General features: G+C 37.0%; 2 protein-coding genes and 1 pseudogene. 1 reads left to right on the forward strand and 2 read right to left on the reverse strand.

Annotation, left to right across the window (positions count from 1 at the left end; translation table 11 throughout):
* Positions 1-126: 126 nt before the first annotated feature.
* Positions 127-237 (forward strand): annotated as a pseudogene (locus tag BM057_RS11390) (DALR anticodon-binding domain-containing protein); the annotation flags it as partial.
* A gap of 72 nt (positions 238-309) precedes the next feature.
* On the opposite strand, the gene BM057_RS11395 reads toward BM057_RS11390, so the two are convergent.
* Together BM057_RS11395 and BM057_RS11400 are read right to left on the reverse strand one after the other, a co-directional pair.
* Positions 310-1,305 carry a two pore domain potassium channel family protein gene (locus BM057_RS11395; protein WP_092093890.1) on the reverse strand — a complete coding sequence of 332 codons (996 nt, stop codon included), beginning with the start codon at positions 1,303-1,305 and terminating at the stop codon, positions 310-312.
* Positions 1,306-1,450: 145 nt separating this feature from the next.
* Complete coding sequence (locus BM057_RS11400; RefSeq protein ID WP_245741948.1) at positions 1,451-1,732, reverse strand: ZIP family metal transporter; 282 nt, start codon at positions 1,730-1,732, stop codon at positions 1,451-1,453.
* Positions 1,733-1,963 lie beyond the last annotated feature (231 nt).

Genomic DNA, 1,963 nt, shown 5'->3' on the forward strand with positions numbered 1-1,963 from the left:
TTTTTCATCACTTAACGGGTGAAGATGAAAAAGTAATTGTAAGCTGCCGTGAGGCAGTTTCACATGGTTTTAATTAAAAGTATGAATTATTCAGGAATCTAAATATTTATTAAATATATTTTCTAATTGGATGATTCACCTGAACGAGAGAGTCGTTTAGCCTTAGTGTATGCCGTTGCCTTAATGCTTGAAGAAGATTTAAGAATTTTAGGTGTCCAAGCACCGGATGAAATGTAAATAATAGACATAAAAAAAGAGTGCTCTTCTCTGCTTTGCTGTAAAGCAGACAAATGAGCACTCTTTTATTTTTTACTGATTTGGCCAGTCATGGTGATCAATCATAATGATTTTTTGTAGCTGATGTCGTTTGTCTTCGTATTCTTCCATATTTTTTTCATAGTCTTCTTGACGATTTAAAGGGATCCTTGTCTGTTCTAAACTGGATAGTTCAAGTTCTGGCGGATTTTTATAATAATCTTCAAAAAGATTGCCATAACCATCGCTAGAAGTATCTATAAAATTATTAATACTTTTTACTGTTGCATCAACTAGTGTCGTATTCACTAATCTTTCAGTTTTTATCCCATATCTGAGAACCAGTACAGAGTCATAGAGCACTGCTATCGCTACCGTGGTTGCTTTTTCAATATCCTCACTGTGGTAGTATTGAAGCAAAGGAAAAGCTTGAATTTGTAGTGTATATTGAGTAATTTGTGAATTTAAGTCAGCTAAAACGTCATCCAGCTGATTAAAATTTTTCCCGTTCCATATCGTTTGCAAAAAATCTACACTGCTTTCTCCAATTCCCATAATATTACGTGCAAGTGTCCTTTTTTCAACCACTACACTGACAATAGAAAGGATATAAGAAGCCCCAAAAGTGAGCATCAACATGCCTATTCCGGAAAATAAAGCGGTAGTTATTTGAAAAAAAGTGGTTTGAGGTGTAAAGTCGCCGATCCCTAATGTAAACACCACAAAGCCGCTGTAATACGGTAATTGATACCAAGTAATGGATTGACTAGAAGAAGAATGAACAATGGCACCTAAATCGCCAGCGAAAAAGACCGTTGCGCCAAACCAGAGGAGAAAGAACCACGTAAATAATGTAACCGTGAGAATTAAAGGACCAGAAATATTCATCAGGTTCTCCTTACCTGATTTTAAAATTCTACGCCAGATGCCTGTAGTTAATCGGTCCGTTATCCACCCCGCTCCCCCATCTACCCATAAAGTGGTCCAAATAATATCAATCAGCGTCACAATAATAATCGCTGCACCAAGAACATACAAAAGATATGACATGAAAATTCCTACTTTCTATTCACTGTAGTCTTATTTTAAAACAAGTCGTTCACAATTTATAATGATAGCCTTTAGAAAATAAAAAGAAGGCCTTTTCTCTCCTATTTCATTTGCAGAGAAAAAAGACCCCTTTAATTGTTATTTCTTAACCAAGCGCCACATCTAAGGTCATCATAATCGCAAAACCAAGCATAAAAGCCATGGTGGCTACTTCACTATAACCATTGTTTTGCGAATTTGGAATCAGTTCCTCCACACAGACAAAAACCATTGCTCCAGCGGCAAACGCTAGCGCATAAGGTAAAACAATGGTGATTTGCGTGACTAGCCAAGCCCCGACAGTTGCTGAAATAATTTCAACCAAGGCACTGGCTTGTCCCATATTAAAGGCATGTCCTTTTGTATTTCCTTCAGCTCGTATCGGCATGATTATAACGTTTAGATAATTTCTTTAAATCCTCAATATAGCTCTCAATTAACACACGGCGCTTAATGTGATAATCTGTCTCGCGTTTTCGATATTCTAGATCAATTAGGTAGCCTACCTCGCCATATTAGGCAGGTCAGAAAAACCAAAGATGTTCATCAGCTCTTTCACTAGGACGAGACCCGAATCACTCGATAATTGACCACCTGTATGAGAAATAGTGATATTTGA

The organism is Pisciglobus halotolerans, assembly GCF_900113675.1.
In the GTDB taxonomy this organism is placed as follows: Bacteria; Bacillota; Bacilli; order Lactobacillales; family Carnobacteriaceae; genus Pisciglobus; species Pisciglobus halotolerans.